At 58.1% G+C, this 18,931-nt stretch carries 17 protein-coding genes and 1 riboswitch; of the genes, 15 read left to right on the top strand and 2 right to left on the bottom strand.

Annotation, left to right across the window (positions count from 1 at the left end; translation table 11 throughout):
• Positions 1-6 precede the first annotated feature (6 nt).
• The 3 genes from VL197_02455 (at position 7) to VL197_02465 (ending at position 2,672) form a co-directional block, all read left to right on the top strand.
• The gene (locus VL197_02455) at positions 7-1,236 is read left to right on the top strand and encodes an ABC transporter permease (GenBank protein ID HUJ16829.1); all 1,230 of its coding nucleotides are present in this window, start codon (positions 7-9) and stop codon (positions 1,234-1,236) included.
• A 159-nt stretch (positions 1,237-1,395) separates the two neighbouring features.
• On the top strand, positions 1,396-1,905 hold the full coding sequence (locus tag VL197_02460) for a hypothetical protein (protein ID HUJ16830.1): 510 nt from the start codon (positions 1,396-1,398) through the stop codon (positions 1,903-1,905).
• On the top strand, positions 1,803-2,672 hold the full coding sequence (locus tag VL197_02465; protein ID HUJ16831.1) for a transposase: 870 nt from the start codon (positions 1,803-1,805) through the stop codon (positions 2,670-2,672). The genes VL197_02460 and VL197_02465 overlap by 103 nt, the downstream gene beginning before the upstream one ends.
• A 377-nt stretch (positions 2,673-3,049) precedes the next feature.
• Here VL197_02465 and VL197_02470 read toward each other — a convergent pair whose 3' ends face one another.
• Entirely contained in the window at positions 3,050-3,427 is a 378-nt protein-coding gene (locus VL197_02470) for a hypothetical protein (GenBank protein HUJ16832.1), read from the bottom strand.
• A gap of 109 nt (positions 3,428-3,536) precedes the next feature.
• Positions 3,537-3,616, bottom strand: a riboswitch (cyclic di-GMP riboswitch).
• Positions 3,617-4,031: 415 nt separating this feature from the next.
• Here VL197_02470 and recG point away from each other — a divergent pair.
• The 12 genes from recG to VL197_02530 all read left to right on the top strand — a co-directional run bounded on the left by recG (position 4,032) and on the right by VL197_02530 (position 17,097).
• Positions 4,032-6,485 (top strand): ATP-dependent DNA helicase RecG, encoded by a 2,454-nt coding sequence (gene recG, locus VL197_02475; protein HUJ16833.1) that lies wholly within the window; start codon positions 4,032-4,034, stop codon positions 6,483-6,485.
• 196 nt (positions 6,486-6,681) lie between these two features.
• Complete coding sequence (locus tag VL197_02480; protein HUJ16834.1) at positions 6,682-7,050, top strand: hypothetical protein; 369 nt, start codon at positions 6,682-6,684, stop codon at positions 7,048-7,050.
• Positions 7,047-7,874 (top strand): prepilin peptidase, encoded by an 828-nt coding sequence (locus tag VL197_02485; protein ID HUJ16835.1) that lies wholly within the window; start codon positions 7,047-7,049, stop codon positions 7,872-7,874. Before VL197_02480 ends, VL197_02485 begins: the two co-directional genes overlap by 4 nt.
• Positions 7,871-9,124, top strand: a complete 1,254-nt coding sequence (locus VL197_02490; protein ID HUJ16836.1) for an ATP-binding protein — start codon at positions 7,871-7,873, stop codon at positions 9,122-9,124. Before VL197_02485 ends, VL197_02490 begins: the two co-directional genes overlap by 4 nt.
• 55 nt (positions 9,125-9,179) lie before the next feature.
• Entirely contained in the window at positions 9,180-10,562 is a 1,383-nt protein-coding gene (locus VL197_02495; GenBank protein HUJ16837.1) for a sigma-54 dependent transcriptional regulator, read from the top strand.
• A 73-nt stretch (positions 10,563-10,635) separates the two neighbouring features.
• Positions 10,636-12,675 (top strand): NAD-dependent DNA ligase LigA, encoded by a 2,040-nt coding sequence (gene ligA, locus VL197_02500; protein ID HUJ16838.1) that lies wholly within the window; start codon positions 10,636-10,638, stop codon positions 12,673-12,675.
• Between the two features lie 51 nt (positions 12,676-12,726).
• Positions 12,727-13,584 (top strand): deoxyribonuclease IV, encoded by an 858-nt coding sequence (locus tag VL197_02505; GenBank protein ID HUJ16839.1) that lies wholly within the window; start codon positions 12,727-12,729, stop codon positions 13,582-13,584.
• Positions 13,581-14,039, top strand: a complete 459-nt coding sequence (locus tag VL197_02510) for a DUF2147 domain-containing protein (GenBank protein HUJ16840.1) — start codon at positions 13,581-13,583, stop codon at positions 14,037-14,039. Before VL197_02505 ends, VL197_02510 begins: the two co-directional genes overlap by 4 nt.
• A gap of 49 nt (positions 14,040-14,088) precedes the next feature.
• Complete coding sequence (locus VL197_02515; protein HUJ16841.1) at positions 14,089-14,466, top strand: HEPN domain-containing protein; 378 nt, start codon at positions 14,089-14,091, stop codon at positions 14,464-14,466.
• A 172-nt stretch (positions 14,467-14,638) separates the two neighbouring features.
• Positions 14,639-15,592: a TIGR01212 family radical SAM protein gene (locus tag VL197_02520; protein ID HUJ16842.1), complete on the top strand. Its 954-nt coding sequence runs from the start codon at positions 14,639-14,641 to the stop codon at positions 15,590-15,592.
• Positions 15,593-15,623: 31 nt separating this feature from the next.
• On the top strand, positions 15,624-16,286 hold the full coding sequence (locus VL197_02525; GenBank protein HUJ16843.1) for a histidinol phosphate phosphatase domain-containing protein: 663 nt from the start codon (positions 15,624-15,626) through the stop codon (positions 16,284-16,286).
• Between the two features lie 67 nt (positions 16,287-16,353).
• Positions 16,354-17,097: a tetratricopeptide repeat protein gene (locus tag VL197_02530; protein HUJ16844.1), complete on the top strand. Its 744-nt coding sequence runs from the start codon at positions 16,354-16,356 to the stop codon at positions 17,095-17,097.
• Positions 17,098-17,381: 284 nt separating this feature from the next.
• On the opposite strand, the gene VL197_02535 is transcribed toward VL197_02530, so the two are convergent.
• Positions 17,382-18,728 (bottom strand): LysM peptidoglycan-binding domain-containing protein, encoded by a 1,347-nt coding sequence (locus VL197_02535; GenBank protein ID HUJ16845.1) that lies wholly within the window; start codon positions 18,726-18,728, stop codon positions 17,382-17,384.
• Between the last annotated feature and the right edge of the window lie 203 nt (positions 18,729-18,931).

Here is an 18,931-nt window from a genome sequence, read left to right on the forward strand (position 1 = left end):
TTTACGATGATCAACATTCCCTCGACCTTCAAGATCTCAATCCGCGCGCTCCGCGTGAACAAGATGCGCTCGGCGCTCACCATGCTCGGCATCATCATCGGCGTCGGCGCCGTGATCGCCATGGTCGCCGTCGGCACCGGGGCGAGCCAGAAGATCGCGGAGCAGATCTCGAGCATGGGCAGCAACCTGCTGATCATCCTGCCCGGGGCCACGACCTCGGGAGGTGTACGGATGGGGGCGGGGACGCAGCCCACGCTGACCACGGGCGATACAGACGCCATCATGAAGGAATGCCCCGGCGTTTCCGATGCGGCGCCGATTCACAACGGCGTGGCGCAGATCGTCACCGGCCACATGAACTGGTCCACGGGCGTGATAGGCACGACTCCCTCGCTCCTCGTCGTCCGCGACTGGGAACTTGCCACGGGCAGGGCTTTCACGCAGCAGGACGTGAAGAGCGCGACCAAGGTCGCGCTTCTCGGCCAGACCGTGGTGGACAACCTGTTCGGCGACCAGAACCCGGTGGGCCAGACGATCAGGATCAAGAACCTGCCCTTCACCGTCGTCGGCGTCCTTGCCCGCAAGGGCCAGAACGCGCAGGGCCAGGACCAGGACGACACGATCCTGATCCCCGTGACCACGGCTCAGAAAAAACTCTTCGGGGCCCAGTTCCCGGGCATGGTCAGGATCATCATCGTCAAGGCGAAGAGCGCCGAGGACCTTCCGTCCGCCGAAAAACAGATCAACGAGCTCCTCCGGCAGCGGCACCACATCGGCCAGAAGCAGGACAACGACTTCACGGTCAGGAACCTCACGCAGATCATGCAGGCCCAGGAACAGTCCACGAAGGTCATGACCCTCCTGCTCGGCGCGATCGCGTCCGTCTCGCTCCTCGTGGGCGGCATCGGCATCATGAACATCATGCTCGTGTCCGTGACCGAGCGCACCCGGGAGATCGGCATCCGCATGGCCATAGGAGCCAAGACCTGGGACATCCGGCTCCAGTTCATCATCGAGGCTCTCACGCTGTCGCTCATCGGAGGCGTCATCGGGATCGTCACGGGAGTGTCCACGTCGATGGTCCTGTCCTCCCTCTCCGGCTGGCCTACCATCGTATCGCCGCTCTCCATCGTGATGGCATTCGGATTCTCCGGCTTCATCGGCATCTTCTTCGGCTTCTATCCCGCCTACAAAGCCTCGCTCCTCAACCCCATCGACGCGCTAAGGTACGAATAAATTCCTCTGGAAGTACACGAAATCCATCGAGTAAAAAATATATTGCCCAGTAAAGGGAAGCCAGAAGACCTTTTACCCCATCAATGTCCACACAGCAACCGCGTCCCAAATAACGCAGCCAACCTCGCAACGAACCTCAATTACAAGCCCTTCGGCGGCATGTCGTCGCTCACGTATGGAAATGGACTGAACGGGACCATTGGCTACGAGAACCAGTACCGGATAACGAACATCACGGTCAGCGCGGTCATGAACCTCAGCTATCAAACGTATGATGCGAACGGCAATATCAAGACCATCAACGACGTTCTCGACGCAACAAAGAACAAGACATTTACGTATGATGCCCTTGACCGGCTCCAGACCGCCGCGTCAGGCATCTGGGACAGCCTCGGCTGGACCTATGACGGGGTAGGGAACAGGCAGACCGAAAACTCGAGAGCTATGCCTATGGACCGAACAGAACCAAATAGGAACCAAAATAGGGAACCAATAGAACCAATAGGAACCAATAGGGTCAGGTCTTTCTTCTTGCATTTCGCACTCTCCTCTGCTATTCTTGCCTCATGGCCCGTCCGCTTCGCATCGAATACCCAGGTGCAGTCTATCACGTCACCGCACGGGGCAATGAGAAGAAGCCCGTCTTCAAGGACGACGCTGACCGCCTGAACTTCCTGAACACCCTCCAGCACGTTAACAAACGCTACAATTGGCTCTGCCAGACCTACTGCCTCATGACCAACCATTACCATCTTCTCATCGAGACCCCTGACGGCAACCTAGCCCTTGGTATGCGCCAATTGAACGGCGTTTACACCCAACTCTTCAACAAGCGCCACAATCGGACCGGACATTTGTTCCAGGGAAGATACAAAGCCATCCTCATCCAGAAAGACAGCCACCTCCTTGAAGTATGCCGGTATGTCGTTTTGAACCCCGTCCGTGCCGGGATGGCTGAGAAGCCTGACGACTATTCATGGTCCAGCTACCGGGCGACGGCCGGAAAGGAAAAGCCACATCCAAGCCTCACGACGGACTGGGTGCTAGGCCAGTTCAGCGGGAAGCGGGGCAAGGCCGAGCGGGAATACCGGCAGTTCGTGAAGTGGGGAATTGGAAAACAGACGATCTGGACCGAGGTGCGGGGCCAGGCTCTGTTGGGGAAGGACGACTTCGTTGACAAACTGGCCGATCATCTCAGGAAGCATAAAGACATCACTGAGATTCCCCGGAGCCAACGGTATGCGACGCGGCCTGCGCTTCCGGTTCTTTTGCCGGAAGGGATCTTGAGCGATCATCGCAAACTGAAGAGAAGACTGTCGGACGCAGTGGAAAAACATGGTTACCGACAGAGCGAGATTGCACGGCAGATGGGCGTGCATTATTCAACGATCAGCCGTTGGCTGCGCGAGTATGAAAATGCACGGAGAAAGACCTGACCCTATAGACTTGGCAAACAATCTGTCTGGGTCGACGTGCGGGGGCAGACAATACTCGGTGAAGAGGATTTTGCAGACCGCTTTGTAGATCATCTCAGAAAGCACAAAGAGGTGCCCGAGATCACCCGGAGTCAAAAATACCTAAAGAGGCCGTCTCTGGAAAAGTTGTTTTCGGAGGACCTTGTGCGGAACAAGCGCAAGCGGGATCGTCGTATAGCGGATGCAGTGGAGAAGTATGGGTACCTTCAGAGAGAGATCGCGGATCATCTGGGGTTGAACTATGCGACCGTTAGCAGGTTAGTGGCTGCTCAAGAACAAATATCAAATAACAAGACGACCCTATGGACTCTTAGACGTGACCCTATGGAATCCCCTCATCAGTGACCGTAGTGGCGTGTACTGCGGACGAGCGATTGCAGCAGCTCGTCCATCGACACGCCATCACGCAGAACCTTGCGGAGATTGTCAATGATAGCCGTTTCCTCCTGCGGGATCCGCCGGGCATCCGGCTCAACGTACTCCCTGCACTCGACGACAATATTGTCAAACCGCTTCTTCACTTCGGCACGAGGGAGCCGGCCTGTCTCCAAACCGGCGAGCCAGCGCGTCAGTTTGTTTGTTGCCGCCCACAGGAGCATTTCTTCTTCCGTGACATTGCAAAGATCAAAGGTAGTCGTCAAATCTACACTCCCGTCCAGGGCTTGCACGGTATGTGCGATAACCACGCGCTTCCTGGCAACATCTACCTGAAACATACCGATCACCTCCTCCCTCTCAAGTGCGGCCATCAGACACTACGATCAAAGCCCCCTTTTGATGAACGAAACGATCATAAAAAAGCCGAGCGTCCCAAAAGGTTCAACCTTCGGTAGCTCGGCCATCATGATCCGTAAAGACCCGCCGCTTTCCGTCCCTATCTCATGACAGGTTTGGCTTTATCGGGTTTTCGAATAATTCTATACATATCCTAATTAAACATATCTCTTAGCCGCTGCCATGTCAAGTTCTACCGTCTATTTCCTTAGAAACTGATCACTGAAAGTTTCATATGCCGGAAAAGTGGTCAGCGGTAAGAGAAAGGTTCTATCATTTATAATAGGTATCAAATCAGATGGCCACATTTTTCTGAAATATATTCATCTCACGGAGTGGTGCTGAGCCACTTCCAAAAATTGTGCATTTCTGACAGGCCTGTGACATACTACTTGAGGATTCTTCAAGGACTATTTTGGCCAACAGCCGTCTCCATCTGCTCATCGAAAAGGCCCTGCATTTTCCTGACCCTTCAATCCTGCCCATCATCCTGCTTTCCTCTCGACAATCCCTGAAAAATACTCTAATATTCTCGGGACATCTCTTATGGACGACCTCAAGACCATCCTCGACCGCATCAGGAAACCGCTCTTTTTCGCCTCCCGTGACAACTTTGCCCATGTGGGGAGCCTCTCGGCCCTTGAGCCTTTCATGCGCGTCCAGTTGGGGGAATTAAAGCTCCTCGGACAGGAGAAGCCAAAGATCCACGAGCTCGAAGCGGTGTTCGAGCAGTTCGACAGCCTCCCCATCTCCGAGAAGAAAGACCGGATCAGGATAGCCTCGGCATTGATCGATTCGTGGGACAGCGACAGCAACCTTCACCCCGAAGGGGAGAAGGCGTACAAAGCTTCTCCTCGATCAACGGCGGAGGAGCAGCCGGAAGTCCACAAGGGCCTTATCGCACTCGATACGCCGGTCCAGTACATCAAGGGGATCGGCCCGAAGCGGGCAGAGCTGCTCAAGAAGCTCGGCATTGAGACCGTCGATGACGCGCTGTCCTACCTTCCCTGGCGCTACGAGGACCGCGGGAATCTCAAGAAGATCGGCAGACTCTCCATCGGGTCCTATGAGACCGTGATGGGCGAGGTTGTCTCCGCCAAGGTTGCAGAGACGAGGCGGCGCTGGGTGAAGGTGTTCGAGCTGGTGATCACCGACCGGAGCGGGATGCTCGTGGGCTCCTGGTACAACCAGCCCTTCATGCAGAAGGCGTTCAGGGTCGGCCAGAAGGTGATCCTGTCTGGCGTCGTGAAATCGAACCCGTACAAGGGCGGCCTGCCCCAGATCGACAACCCCGACTATGAGATCATGGAGGAAGGGGATCAGGACGACCTCATCCATACCGGCACGATCGTTCCCATCTACCGCACCACGTCGGGCCTGTCTGTCCGCTATCTGCGCAGCATGATGAAAACGATCCTCGATGCCTGTGCCGGATCGATGCAGGAGCCGCTGCCCCACGACCTCGTCGCTAAATACTCGCTGATGCCCGTATCCCAGGCCCTTCCGGAAGTCCATTTCCCGTCCCTCGAAAAGAACATCGACGTTCTGAACCGCGGGGCAAGTCCCGCACACCGGCGGATGAGCTTCGAGGAGCTCTTCTCGCTGGAGCTCGGCCTTGCCCTGAAAAAACGGGGCGTCGTTGTTGAGAAGAAGGGCATTTCGTTCAGGGATATCGGAACGCTCGAGGCCTCGCTCCGGAAGCGGCTGCCCTATGCTTTGACCATTGCCCAGGAACGGGTCCTTGCCGAGATCAAGAAGGACATGATCGCCAGCAGGCCCATGAACCGTCTGGTCCAGGGCGATGTGGGGTGCGGCAAGACGATCGTCGCGCTCATCGCGGCGCTCATGGCCGTGGAGAACGGATACCAGGCGTGCATCATGGCCCCCACGGAGATCCTCGCGGACCAGCACTTCAAGAGCATGTCAGCTCTCGCAATTCCGCTCGGAATCCCCGTGCGCACCCTCACGGGACGCATGAGGAAGAAGGAAAAGGAGTCCCTGCTGGCCGACATCGCATCGGGCTCGGCCGCGATCGCGGTCGGCACCCACGCCTTGATCGAGCAGGACGTGATGTTTCATCGCCTCGGCCTCGCGGTCATCGACGAGCAGCACCGCTTCGGCGTGATGCAGCGGTCCACGCTCACCTCCAAGGGATACGAGCCCGACGTGCTGGTCATGACCGCGACCCCCATCCCGCGCACGCTTGCGCTCACGGTCTACGGGGACCTGGATGTTTCCGTGATCGACGAGCTGCCGCCCGGACGGATTCCGGTGATCACCAAACTGTATTTCGAGCCGAAGCGGCAGGAGGCCTACCGCTTCATCGAGGCCGAGCTCGCCAAGGGCCGCCAGGCATACGTGGTCTACCCCCTCGTGGAAGAGACCGAGAAGAGCGACCTCAAGGCAGCGACCGAGATGGCGGCCCATCTGCAGCAGGACATCTTCCCAAAATGGAAGGTCGGTCTCCTGCACGGGAGGATGAAGGGGGACGAAAAGGAAGCGGTCATGGCGTCCTACAAGTCGGGCGAGATCCACATGCTTGTCTCGACCACGGTGATCGAGGTCGGCGTGGACGTGCCGAACGCGACGATCATGGTGATCGAGCATCCCGAGCGGTTCGGCCTGGCGCAGCTCCACCAGCTCCGGGGCAGGGTCGGGAGGGGGGCCCACCAGTCGTACTGCATCCTGATGGGGCCGCGCATGTTCGCCCCCGAGGCGCGGGAGCGGCTGACCGCGTTCAGCCGCACGAACGACGGGTTCAGGATCGCCGAGGAAGACCTCCGGCTTCGCGGTCCGGGCGAGTTCTTCGGCACGCGCCAGTCCGGCCTGCCGGACCTGCGGGCTGCGAACATCATACGGGACGCGGACCTTCTGGAGAAGGCCAGGACCGAGGCCTTCGCGCTGATCCAGCAGGATGCGGACCTTGCAGGCCATCCCCGGCTCCGGGAACTGCTGAAGAGAAGGTGGCAGGGAAAGCTGAGGCTGATCAGCGTCGGTTGATATTTCCATGGTATTCTGTTACAGTAGAAATGCAATGCGCCAGCTTTGGTACCACGGGAGCTTCCTCCCGGCTCTCATCACAGTATGATTCGGGGCCGGAGCTCACACGGTTAAAATAGTCTTTATCGGTGCGTGCGGCGAAGCCGCACCTGTGTTCATCCGTGGTTAGTGGTTGGTATGTCACGAGGTTCTTTCGATGACTATCTGGGAAAAAGTGATCATCAACATGGAGAAGGCGGCAAAGAAGATCACGGCGGGCGCTGCCGTGTTCTCGGAGCGCGTGCGGGCAGAGATCGCCATCGCGCGGCTCAAGATCCGGCTCGACGAGGTGCGGTCCCTCATCAGGGAGCAGGAGCGGCTCATCGGGCGGAGGGTGCTGCAGCTCAGGAAAAAGGATGAACTGCCCCGGACCACGGACCTGCTGCTGAGGGACGAGGAGATCGTGATGGCCCTTGCCGAGATCACGTCGCGGGAAAAGGACCTCGAGGACATTTACAGCGAGATCGAGAACGAGCAGGCGTCATTCAGGGACGCAGAGAAGTCCCGGGAAGAGGGCGCTCAATGACCCTCGCGCTGGTGTTCATCTTCGGCCTGCTGATCGGCAGCTTCCTGAATGTCTGCATCGTGCGCCTCCCGCGCGACCGCTCCATCGTAAAACCGCCGTCGCACTGTCCCGGGTGCAGGGAGCCCATCAGGTTCTACGACAACATCCCGGTCATCAGCTTCCTGCTCCTCCGCGGCAGATGCCGCGCCTGCGGCGAGCCCATTTCCTGGCGGTATCCGCTCGTCGAGTTCATGAATGCCGCGTTCTTCGTCCTGATCGCCCGGGAATTCGGCGTTTCCGGCGAAGCTTTTCTCCTGATGGCCTTCTGCTCGTCCCTGATCGTCATCACCTTCATCGATCTCGACCACCAGATCATTCCCGATTTCATCACGCTGCCCGGCATCCTGATCGGTATTTCCATCGCACCCCTGGTCATGTCGGCGCTGGGCGAACCGCTCCCGTTCTATCTCGGCCGCCTGATGCCCCATGCGGGACACTATCTCGCCGGATTCGTCAACTCCGTTACCGGGATGCTGTGCGGCGCCGTGCCGCTCCTTGCTATCGGCTGGCTGTGGGAGAAGCTCAGGCACATCGAGGCCATGGGCGGCGGCGACGTGAAACTGATGGGCATGGTGGGCTCTTTTCTGGGCTGGAAGGGCGCGCTGCTCACGATCATGCTCGGCGCGATCTCCGGGTCGATCATCGGCATCGCCCTGATCCTGCTCAAGCGACACCAGATGGAGAAGGTGATCCCCTTCGGCCCTTTTCTCGCCCTCGGCGCCGTGGTGACCGCGTTCTACGGGCCTGAACTCATAGACTGGTACGTTTCCCTGATCAGGACATGAACCTTCACTTCTACTCGATACTCCTCGGGTGTTTGATCCTTTTCGCGGGCGCAGGCATGGTCTGGAGCGCTGCGAGACGGTATCACCGCAGGTCCGTCGGCGGGAACGAGGAGCGGGGAAAGCCCGAGGAAACCGCCTTCATCATCAACGCTTTCCATGAGGTCACGAAGCAGCTGAAGGAGAAGGAAAGAGAGCTCGAGCGGCTCAAGTTGCTGGCGGAGCAGCGGGCCGAGAACGTCGAGAGCTACAACGAGAACATCCTCCAGTGCGTGACGAGCGGCGTCATGACCTTCGACCGGGACTGCCTCCTGACCACGGTCAACCGCTCTGCCGTGGACATGCTCCACATCAGTCTGAGCGATGCCAGGGGAAAGAGCTGCCGCGAACTATTCAATGACGATATCATCTGCAGGGCCGTCCGGGAGACCGTTGAGCACCGGGTCCCTTCCCAACGGCTCGAATCGGCGCTGGACCGGCCGGGGGGAAAGGTCTGGCTGGGATTTAACACGGCCGTCCTGACGGACCGTCACGGCGAGGCCCTGGGAGTCATCCTTTCGTTCTCCGACCTCACGGAGGTGAAGCGCCTCCAGGAACAGATGGAGCTCCGGGAGCGGCTGACCGCCCTGGGAGAGATGTCCGCGGGCATCGCCCATGAGCTGCGCAATCCCATGGCGGTCATCGCCGGCTACCTCAACCTGCTCTCGAAGAAGACCGACGAACGCAGCCAGACGATCATCCGCGACATCACGGCGGAGATCAACGGCATGAACCGCATCATCGGCGATCTCCTCACCTTTGCGCGGCCGGCCTCATTGAACCGGGTCAGCGTGAGCGCCAGGGAACTGATCGAGGGATGCGTTGCAAACGTTCTGCAGGCGACGAATGCGGAGTCCCGGGTCAGGACCTTGATTGCCGTAGAGGACCGGACGCTGTCGATCGATGAAGTGCTCATGCGGCAGGCATTCAGCAATCTCATCCAGAATGCGGTGGAGGCCATGCCTGACGGGGGAACGATATCCATCGATGCACGGGGAGAACGCAACTACTCGGTCGCCATAACCGACACGGGCTCCGGCATCGCCCCGGAAATGATCAGGAAAATATTTCTTCCTTTCTTCACGACGAAGGACAAGGGGGTCGGCCTCGGCCTCGCCCTGACGCACAAGATCGTCCTTTCCCACGGGGGGAGGATCGACGTGCAAAGCACGGAAGGGAAGGGAACGGCGTTCACGGTGATACTGCCAGGTTGACACGCTGCCGCGAATGCACGCGAATGAGCGTGACCTTCGGGGCTAACGAATAGATATGGACACAATCCTCGTCATCGAAGACAAAGAAAGCATGCTTGACATGCTGAAGCAGACCCTCGAAGCGGAGGGCTACCAGGTGATCACCGCGCGCGACGGCGCCGAAGGCATCAAGAAGCTTTCCGACGAACGGATCGGTCTCGTGCTGACCGACCTGAAGCTGCCCCGGAAGGACGGCTTCGAGGTGCTCAAGACCGTGAACGAGGACAACCCTCTCCTGCCGGTCATCGTTATGACCGCCTACGGCACGATCGAGGTCGCGGTCAAGGCCGTCAAGCAGGGCGCCTATGATTTCCTGACAAAGCCCTTCGACATGGACCATCTCCTGGTGCTCATCAAGCGCGCCCTCGACGCGAGCCGCATCGCGACCGAGAACATCCTGCTGAAGGAAGAGCTCGCCGAAAGGCTCGGCCTTCCGAAGATCATCGGGAAAAGCACCCAGCTCCAGGAGATCACGGCAAAGATACAGAAAGCTGCCCCCACCAACGCCACCGTCCTGGTACACGGCGAGAGCGGCACGGGCAAGGAGCTCTTCGCGAGGGCCATCCACTACCTGAGCCTGCGCAAGGACGGCCCCTTTGTAGCGATCAATTCCGCCGCCATCCCGCGGGAACTGCTGGAAAGCGAGCTCTTCGGCTACGAACGGGGCGCCTTCACCGGCGCCGATGCGCGCAAGCTCGGAAAGCTCGAACTCGCCGACAAGGGAACGGTGTTCCTCGACGAGATCGGGGACATGGACCTGGCGCTCCAGGCTAAATTGCTCCGCGTGCTCCAGGAACAGGTGATCGAGCGCGTGGGAGGCGGCAAGCCGATCAAGATCGACGTCAGGGTCATCGCGGCCACGAACAAGGATATCGAAAAAGCGGTCTCGGCCAAGCTGTTCCGCGATGACCTGTTCTACCGCCTGAACGTGTTCCCGATCACCATTCCGCCGCTGCGTGAACGGCGCGATGACATTCCGCCCCTGGCCCGGCACTTCCTGGTAAAATACACCGCCGAGGTGCGGAAGGGTCCGCTCGCGATCTCCGATGAGGCCATGGAGATCCTGATGAAGTCTCCCTGGCGGGGGAACGTGCGGGAGCTCGAAAACGTGATCGAACGCTCCGTGATCTATGCGGACGGCGGCGTCATCAGGGCCCAGGACCTCGGGATCAGCGAGACGAACATCATCAACGCCCTGTCCGAACACGTTCCCATGGACGGCCCGCTCCATGCCATAGCCGAGGCAGCCACGCGCATCGCCGAGTCGCGCAGGATCCGTCAGGTGCTGAAGCAGACCGGCGGGAACAAGTCCCGCGCCGCCGAGGTCCTGCAGGTGAGCTACAAGACGCTGCTGACGAAGATCAAGGACTATCAGCTGGAAGAGAAGAGCGCCGAGTAGCCTGCATTAACGGGCTCGGCATCCTGCATGCCCGGTCCGGACTTCCGTCATCCGGATTTGGTTTCCAGTGCCCATGAAAAAAATTCCCGCAGACATCAAGAAAGAGATCGAGAAGCTTACAGCACAAATCAACGAGCACAATTACCGGTACCACGTCCTCGATGCACCGGTCATCTCAGACGAAGAATACGACCGTCTCTTCAGGCGTCTTCAGGAGATCGAAACAAAGTACGGTTACAGCCTGCCTGATTCCCCAACCCAGCGTGTCGGCGCGCCACCGCTCGATAAATTCGAAAAAGTTAAGCACACCGAACCAATGTTATCACTGGAGAATGCATTCAGCTATGATAAAGTGCGTGATTTTGATCAGAGAGTAAAAAAGAGGCTCATTGAGAGAATAGGTACTTATGAAGGAGATTTAGAGTATACAGTTGAGCCGAAATATGATGGTCTTGCTATAGAACTGACTTATAAAAAAGGTCGCCTAACGCGCGCTTCCACTCGTGGTGATGGGTATGAGGGTGAAGAAGTTACCCGGAACATCAAGACCGTAAAGGCCATACCGCTCAGGATAGAAGGCGTGGACATTCCTGCTGAGATCGACATCCGCGGTGAAGTCTATATGGACATAGATGAATTCGAAAAAATGAATAAGGAACGTGAGAAGAGTGAAGAAACCCTTTTCGCCAATCCCCGCAATGCCGCAGCCGGTTCCGTTCGTCAGCTCGATCCGACGGTAACGGAGAAGAGGAAGCTCCATATGGCCTGCTACGGCCTCGGAGCGGCAAAAGGGATCGATTTTAAAAGTCAGACGGACTTCATCGCATGGCTCAAGCAGGCCCACTTCCCGACTCCGGCTCGCTTTTCTGTCGTGACCGGCATCGATAAGGTGATCGAGGCCATCAAAAAGATCGAGGGAGAGCGGCCGAAGCTGCCGTTCGAAACGGACGGGGCCGTCGTCAAGGTAAATGAGTTCAGGCTGCAGCGCGAGCTCGGTTTCAAGACCCGCGAGCCGCGATGGGCGATCGCGTTCAAATTCGCGGCCCACCAGGGCACGACGCAGATCGAGAACATCATCGCGAGCGTGGGAAGGACGGGAACGATCACGCCGGTGGCAATGCTGAAGCCGGTCCCGATTGGCGGTGTAACCGTCTCCCGGTCAACGCTCCACAACTGGGACGAGATCGAGCGAAAGGACATCCGGATCGGCGATACGGTCGTGGTCGAGCGGGCCGGGGATGTGATCCCCCATATTGTGACCGTGATCAAGGAGAAGCGCACGGGTCAGGAACGGGAATTTCCTCCTCCCTCGCACTGCCCGGTCTGCGGGTCCCGTGTCGTGCGCGATGAAGGGGAGGTGGCCTTCCGGTGCATCGGCCTCAACTGCGCCGCCCAGGTGCTGGAACGCATCTACCACTACGCGTCACGCGGGGCAATGGACATCGAGGGGCTTGGCGGAAAGAGCGTGGAGCTTCTGTATGAAAAAGGGCTGATCAGGCATTTCGTCGACCTCTACCGGCTCAGGAAAGAACAGCTGCTGGAGCTGCCCCGGTTCGCGGAAAAATCTGCGCAGAACCTGATCGACGCCATAGAAAAGAGCAAGAAGACCACACTCAGCAAGTTTTTGTACGCCCTCGGCATTCTCCATGTGGGTGAGTTCGCGGCAAAGCAGCTGGCGAAGAACTTCGAGAAAATCGACGATCTCTATCACGTCCCGGCCGAGCGGATCATGGAGATAAAACAGATGGGCGAGAAACTTGCCGCTTCCCTGTCCGGCTTTTTCAGCGAGAAGGAGAATCTTCAGACTCTTGAGACCCTGAAAAAACTGGGCGTCATAATAGCGAATCCCGGTTATGAAGGCGGTAAATCAAGGGACCAGGGCCCCTTGCATGACTGGACGTTCGTGATCACCGGGGCGCTCACCCGCCCTCGAAACGAGATCGAAGAGTTCATTGAACGAAACGGAGGCCGAACGGCAGGTTCCGTTTCGAAAAAGACCGACTACGTTGTGGCGGGTAAGGAAGCAGGCAGTAAACTGGACAAGGCGAGAGACCTGGGCGTCAAGGTCATAAGCGAGTCGGAATTGTACCGGCTGGCCGAAAAAAGCAGCTGACCGGACAATGCCGCATGCATCCATAGACCATCCGCGAACATCAGGGCTCCTATGAATATGAAACTTGGTTTTCATGTTTCCATATCGGGCGGCTTCTCTCTCGCCGTCGACCGGGCCCACGAACTCGGCTGCTCCTGCATGCAGATATTCAGCAGGAACCCCCGGGGCTGGACCGTCAAGCCGCTTGATAGGAATGATATAGCGGAATTCAAGAGACTTCGGGAGCAGTGGGACATTGCTCCCGTGTTCGTCCATACGAACTACCTGATCAACCTTGCTTCCCCAAAATCCGATCTGTACGAAAAATCGATCGAACAGTTCGTGATCGACCTTGAGCGGACAGATGCTCTTGGCGCCGAGTTTCTGGTGACCCACCTGGGGTCGGCAAAAGGCCAGAGTGCCGAGTGGATGATCGAACGGGTTTCCGACGCTGTAAACATGGCTATGAAGCTGCACGATCCGAAAGCAACGGTCCTGCTCGAAAACACCGCAGGGGAGGCCGGTGATGTGGGGTATACGCTCGAACAGGTCCAGGAGGTCATTTCGCGCCTGCATGATCCCTCGCGCATCGGCATGTGCTACGACACCTGTCATGGATTCGCTGCCGGCTACGATATCAGGACGAAGAAGGATGTGGACTGCCTGGCGAAGAAGATCGATGCAACGGTCGGCCTGCAGCGTCTGAAGGGGATGCACCTGAACGACTGCCTGCGCGACTTCAACTCCCGCATCGACCGCCACTGGCATATCGGGGACGGCAGGATCGGCCTGGACGGCTTTCAGGAACTGCTCAATCATCCCGCCTTCAGCAGCGTCCCCAAGGTCATGGAAACGCCGAAGGAAACCGAGGAGGACGACCCGAGGAATATGAAGGTCGTGAGATCCCTGTTGAAACGAGGAAAACAATGAAAACCGTTCTTGCTGCGCTCTTTGCAGGCATGATGCTGTTGTCTGCCTTCCCCCTCTTCGCCTCGGATCGTGACAGCATTCTCGGCGTCTGGAACAACGAGGAGAAGGACGCGAGGATCGAGCTGTTCAAATGCGGCGAAAAATACTGCGGCAGGATCGTGTCGCTCAAGGAACCGAACTACCCTGCGGGGTCAGAGGAGGGCAAACCGGGAACGCCGAAGCTCGACCATAACAATCCCGTTCCCGGGCTCAGGACCGTCCCGATCATCGGCCTCCAGATCGTGCGGGATTTCGTCTTTGCCGGAGACGGCCTGTGGAAGGACGGCAAGGTGTACGATCCGAAGAACGGGAAGACCTACAGCGGCAAGATGACGCTCGTATCTCCGGATCAATTGCACCTGAGGGGTTACATCGGCATTTCGCTCATCGGCAGAACGACGACGTGGACGAGGTAGGGTCCGGACACGGCAACGGAAAGATTCTCAGGCAGGGAGAAACCGGCACATGCAGGAGATCGTGAAAACCAGGCTGGCGCAGGCACAGGAGGCCCTCGAAGAAGCGCGGGCGCTTCTGGCCGAAGGTGCGGTGCTGAACTTTGTGATCAACAGCCTGTACTACGCGTTCCTGCATCCCGTTCTGGGTCTGCTCCGGGCGCGCAGTCTGGACGCGCCCATGCAGAGCTCGGCCATCGAGCGGTTCGAGCGCGAGTTCGCCCGGACCGCCGGTTTCGACAAGCGGTTCGTCGATGCTCTTAGCCGGGCCTTCGAACTCAAGCCGTCATGCGAGTGTAAAGGTCAAGTGGCCGTGACGCGCGGGGATATCGAGGAACTGCTGCCTGTTGCGCAGGACTTTCTTGCATGGGTCAGGGACGCGGCCGAGTAAGCACGCTGGAATAGAAGAATGGTATTGCCCCCTGCACGCTGAACAACAGCATAACAAAAGGTTTGATGATATCCCTTCTTCCGAATTCACTTCTGGATTTTTCCCTTTCCTTTTGGTATATTACACGGACAAATTCACTGTCTCCCCGTCTTCGGGAAAATTACTGCTAACCATGAAAACGTCAGCAATACCGGTCAAACAGGCGATACGCCGCTATAACGCCTTTGGACAGTACATGAAGGACCTGTACGGTCAGCCGGTCTATAAGGTGAACGTGGATGCCGGATTCACGTGCCCGAACCGCGATGGCAGCATAGCCACGGGAGGCTGCATCTACTGCAACAATGACAGCTTCAGACCTACGGCCTGCGCCAGTTCGCTCTCTCTTCGGGACCAGATCACGAACGGCATCCCGTACCTGCGCTCCCGGTACAGGGCGGAGAAGTTCATCGTCTATTTCCAGCCCTTCACCAACACCTATGCCGCCGTTGACGTGCTGGAGCGCCTCTATCGGGAAGCGCTCGACCACCCCGGGGTCGTCGGCCTCGCCATCGGAACGAGGCCCGACTGCGTTGACCCAGAAAAAGTGGAACTGCTTGAGCGGCTCGCGAAGGATTGGTTCATCCTCGTTGAATACGGCGTCCAGTCCGTCTACGACAAGACGCTCCGGTTCATCAACCGGGGCCATGATTACGAATGCTTCAGGAAGGCCGTGGCCCTGACCGCTGGCAGGGGCATCCATGTCGGGGCACACCTCATTCTCGGGTTCCCCACGGAGACCAGGGACGAGATGCTCGCCATGGCCGGCGAGCTGTCGCAGCAGCCCATCGCATTCCTGAAGATACACCAGCTCCAGGTCGTGAAGGAGACGGCGCTCGCGGATCATTACACCAAGAATCCCTTTCCGACGTTCCAATACGATGAATACCTCGACATCCTCGTCGATTTCCTGGAGCGGCTGTCCCCGGACATCGTCCTGCAGCGGCTGTTCGCGGCGGCGCCGGACGAGATCCTGATCGCTCCCGTTTGGAACAAGACGCGGAGCGAGCTGCTCCGCGACCTCGATAGGCGCATGGAGCAGCGGGGAAGCTGGCAGGGGAAGGCGCGCATCGAGCGGGATCTGTAAATTAAATGTCCATTTCGCCAAAGGTGGTACCATGATCGACCTCCATACCCATTCTCTTTTCAGCGACGGCGTTCTCGTCCCGTCGGAGCTCGTCCGCCGCGCAATCATGAAAGGCTACGAGGTGATCGCGATAACTGACCATGCCGACGCCTCGAACCTGGATTTCACCATTCCCCGGGTGGCCACGGCCTGCAGGGAGCTGTCGCGTCGCTGGAAGATCGTCGCGCTTCCCGGCATCGAACTCACGCACATCCCGCCCGAGACCTTTGCCGAGCTGACCGAGCGGGCAAGGGCCCTCGGGGCCGCTGTCGTGGTGGCGCACGGGGAGACCCTGGTCGAGCCCGTCCATCCCGGCACGAACCGGGCGGCGATCGAGGCAGGGGTGGACATCCTGGCCCACCCCGGACTCATCACGCCGGAGGAAGCCGAGCTGGCCTCAAAGAACGGCGTACACCTCGAGATCTCGTCCCGCAAGGGACACAGCCTGTCGAACGGTCACGTGGCCAGGATTGCCGGTCTGACCGGCGCAAAGCTTGTGATCGACACGGACACCCACGAACCGGGCGACCTCATCACGGACGAATTCGCCCGGGAGGTCCTGCTGGGCGCAGGGCTGGACGCAGACCGCATCGGCGACGTTCTCGGGAATTCCAGGGCGCTCGCTGAAAAAGCGAAAAAGATGCTCAAGCAGTGACAACGTCCACCGCCGAGTCCCTTTTTTTCATTTCCATTTCGCACTCATATCAGATGGAGGTTCATGAATGGCCACGATCAAGAAAAGATCACAAGCAGCGAAGAAGCAGCCTGAGCAGCAGATCGTAACGTGGGCGCACATTGCCTCGGATTTCTATGCCCGGAACAGAAAGTTCGTCATGATAGCCGTATCGATCCTGGCGATCGCCCTCTTGCTGGGAGGAGGATTTGTTCTCAAGCGCTCCCTGGACGAGCAGAAGGCGGGGCCTCTGTTTGATTCGGCCTATGAACGCTACAGCCCGGCTTCCGGGTCACGACCCGATTATGCCGCGGCACTTGGCCTCTTCAGGGATGTGCAGAAGAAATATTCTTCAACGCTGAGCGGCGCAATGGCCGGACTGTATGCCGGCAATTGTCTCATGAATATGGGGAGAGCCGACGAGGCCCTTCAGGAATACCAGTCGTTCATAACGGGGTACAAGAACGAAGAACTGCTGACTGGACTAGCCTACCAGCGCATGGGGTATCTCTATGCCGGTATGGGAAAGCAGGCGGACGCTATCAAGGCATTCAAGCAGGCCGAGGCATTGTCAGGCCCCGGTGCCGCTTCCATTGAACTCGCCAGGCTCTATGAGGCTTCCGGAAATGCAGCTGAATCGCAGAAGGAATATAAAATGATCGCCGACAGGCTTGCGGGCACCACCTGGGGTGTCGAAGCCATGGGCAAGGTCCAGAAGATCGAGTCTCAGCCCGCTTCCGTATCTCCGCAGGGAGATGCCTCGAAGCAGACAACATCAGGCAAGAGCAAGTAATCAGATCACGATTGCCGCATGATGATCCTCAATACCGATCTTGCTCAACAGGCAAACTGTATCGGAATGCATCATGGCGGGGTCCTGGTTCAATGATCGCCATTCCGGACGCCGGCGACGTTCCGGGAATTGACAAAATGAGTTTCGAGGACGTCTACAAAATGAGAAGCGGGCCGCTCTGGCACACGTCCATGAATGCCGGCCCGTTGACGCCGGGAGAACGAAAAAGGGCGGGGATATGCTCCCCGCCCTCGGCTTTCCTGAAGTTGCAATGCTTTGACCGCCTAGATCTGGTCCACATCCACGACGAGCTTGATCTTCTGGCCCGCCCGCACCGTGCTGCCAATGCCCTTGTTCCACTCCCGGATATCCGCGACGGTCACATTGTGCTTCTTGGCGATCCGGGAGAGCGTTTCACCGCTTCGTACCCGGTACAGGATCTGCTGCTGCCTCATTGACTGCCCCGGTGTCAAAAAGCCCAACTCCTGCGACTTCGCGTTGATATCCCGGGGGATCAGGATGTGCTTGCCCGGCGTTATGCGTTTCTTCTTGAGCCCGTTGATATCGCAGATGGCCTCCGGTGAGGTGTTGTACTCTTTCGCCAGGGCTGCCAGCGTTTCGCCGCGCTTTACTTCATGGCGCTCCCACTTGATCTTCTGTTCCGGCGGTATTGCCGCATAATTTGCCAGGAAGATCTCTTTCCTGCCCGAGGGGAGCCGGAGCGTGTACCGGTCCGCCTGCGGAGGCGTGATCCACCGCCGAAGCTCCGGGTTCAGCTCCTTGATCTCTTCGTAGGTGCAATTCGCGCATTTTGCGATAAGCCTCAGGTCAGTGCTGTCCTCGATCACCGTCTCGTCGTACTTGAACGGATCGAAGGATGAGACCGTGAACCCGTAGGCTTCCGGGTTCTTGGCTATGATCGTGGCAGCCATATATTTGGGCACGTAGTTCTTCGTTTCTTTCCTGATATATCGGGATGCCTTCAGGTCCCAGAAATCCTCGGACCTCGTCCTGAGAACGGCTCGCTGGACCTTGCCGGCTCCTGCATTGTAAGAGGCCAGGGCGAGTGGCCAGGAACCGAACAGGTTATGCAGGTCCTTGAGGTGCTCTGCAGCAGCCTGCGTGGACTTGATCGGATCTTTGCGTTCGTCTACCCACCAGTCGATCCTGAGGCCGTACAGCTTTCCCGTTGCCGGCATGAACTGCCACGGTCCGACCGCCTTCGCCCAGGAGACCGCATAGGGGTTGAACCCGCTCTCAATCATGGCAACATACACAAGGTCTTCGGGAAGGTTCTTTTCCCGGAAGATGTCCTTCATGATCGGTATGTACCGTGCGGAACGGTCGAGCCACCGCTGGAACACCTCGTGGCCCCGGGTTTTGAAGTACTCAAGATGGTTCTCTACGCTGTCGTTCAGGACCATCGGTATGTGATAGGGCTTGATGTCGATGTTATCTTCTATGACCTCGTCGAGCTGTGCCACGTCTTCCGAAGGGGGCTTCAACTGTGACGGAATGGCCTGAGCGGGCAGGGGCGACGCGGATGCCTGCTGTTCAGCCCGAACAGCCTGGAACGTCGCCAAAATTGAAAAGGTAACTGCAAGAATAATAAAAGGAATTTTCCGAACCATTCGTCCTCCAACCTGATACCTAAGTTACCTGATTTATATTTTTTTGTCAAGACAAAGAAAATCGCAAGCTGCGTCTCTACTTACCCATATATCGGATTTATGGACCCCGTCTTTAACGTCTTCACGCGCCTCGGACGACTATTTTGCCCTGACAGGAAACGCTCAGTTCTTGTAATTCCCGATTCAGTCCGGTATTATTGCCT

This window comes from Nitrospirota bacterium (genome assembly GCA_035516965.1).
Lineage (GTDB): Bacteria > Nitrospirota > UBA9217 > UBA9217 > UBA9217 > MHEA01.

Bases quoted from the DNA above. Each gene is read 5' to 3' on its own strand.
- VL197_02520 (HUJ16842.1), top strand. From the start codon at position 14,639: ATGAAAACGTCAGCAATACCGGTCAAACAGGCGATACGCCGCTATAAC.
- VL197_02525 (HUJ16843.1), top strand. From the start codon at position 15,624: ATGATCGACCTCCATACCCATTCTCTTTTCAGCGACGGCGTTCTCGTC.
- VL197_02505 (HUJ16839.1), top strand. From the start codon at position 12,727: ATGAATATGAAACTTGGTTTTCATGTTTCCATATCGGGCGGCTTCTCT.
- VL197_02460 (HUJ16830.1), top strand. From the start codon at position 1,396: ATGTCGTCGCTCACGTATGGAAATGGACTGAACGGGACCATTGGCTAC.
- VL197_02530 (HUJ16844.1), top strand. From the start codon at position 16,354: ATGGCCACGATCAAGAAAAGATCACAAGCAGCGAAGAAGCAGCCTGAG.
- VL197_02515 (HUJ16841.1), top strand. From the start codon at position 14,089: ATGCAGGAGATCGTGAAAACCAGGCTGGCGCAGGCACAGGAGGCCCTC.
- VL197_02485 (HUJ16835.1), top strand. From the start codon at position 7,047: ATGACCCTCGCGCTGGTGTTCATCTTCGGCCTGCTGATCGGCAGCTTC.
- recG (HUJ16833.1), top strand. From the start codon at position 4,032: ATGGACGACCTCAAGACCATCCTCGACCGCATCAGGAAACCGCTCTTT.
- VL197_02535 (HUJ16845.1), bottom strand. From the start codon at position 18,728: ATGGTTCGGAAAATTCCTTTTATTATTCTTGCAGTTACCTTTTCAATT.
- VL197_02490 (HUJ16836.1), top strand. From the start codon at position 7,871: ATGAACCTTCACTTCTACTCGATACTCCTCGGGTGTTTGATCCTTTTC.
- VL197_02470 (HUJ16832.1), bottom strand. From the start codon at position 3,427: ATGTTTCAGGTAGATGTTGCCAGGAAGCGCGTGGTTATCGCACATACC.
- VL197_02495 (HUJ16837.1), top strand. From the start codon at position 9,180: ATGGACACAATCCTCGTCATCGAAGACAAAGAAAGCATGCTTGACATG.
- VL197_02510 (HUJ16840.1), top strand. From the start codon at position 13,581: ATGAAAACCGTTCTTGCTGCGCTCTTTGCAGGCATGATGCTGTTGTCT.
- VL197_02465 (HUJ16831.1), top strand. From the start codon at position 1,803: ATGGCCCGTCCGCTTCGCATCGAATACCCAGGTGCAGTCTATCACGTC.
- VL197_02480 (HUJ16834.1), top strand. From the start codon at position 6,682: ATGACTATCTGGGAAAAAGTGATCATCAACATGGAGAAGGCGGCAAAG.
- ligA (HUJ16838.1), top strand. From the start codon at position 10,636: ATGAAAAAAATTCCCGCAGACATCAAGAAAGAGATCGAGAAGCTTACA.
- VL197_02455 (HUJ16829.1), top strand. From the start codon at position 7: ATGATCAACATTCCCTCGACCTTCAAGATCTCAATCCGCGCGCTCCGC.